1 pseudogene is annotated in these 301 nt (G+C 58.5%); it reads left to right on the top strand.

Going from position 1 to position 301, the window contains the following annotated elements:
* Window positions 1-13 precede the first annotated feature (13 nt).
* A pseudogene (locus tag QP415_RS11360) lies at window positions 14-301 on the top strand (exodeoxyribonuclease III); the annotation flags it as partial.

Raw genomic sequence — 301 nt, 5'->3', positions numbered from 1 at the left:
CGGGGACTTTAATGTGGTGCGGTCGGAGTATGACATCAAGAACTGGAAACCGAACCACAACAAGCGCTCTGGTGTTTTAGACAGCGAGATTGCTTTCTTGGATTCTTGGATGAACGGGGAGCGGTGGACTGATCTGACTCGGCACCATTTGGGCGAGGGCGTGCAGGCCCCTTATACGTGGTGGTCCTTCCGAGGCCGTGCATTCGATAACGACGCGGGGTGGCGTATCGACTATCAGATGGTCACCGATACGGCGTTGCCCTTGGCGGGGCCCACGTGGGTGGACCGGGCCAGTCAGCAC

Origin of the sequence: Pauljensenia sp. UMB3104, from assembly GCF_030217285.1 — a bacterium.
Lineage (GTDB): Bacteria > Actinomycetota > Actinomycetes > Actinomycetales > Actinomycetaceae > Pauljensenia.
This window is presented reverse-complemented; position numbering and strand designations above follow the sequence as displayed.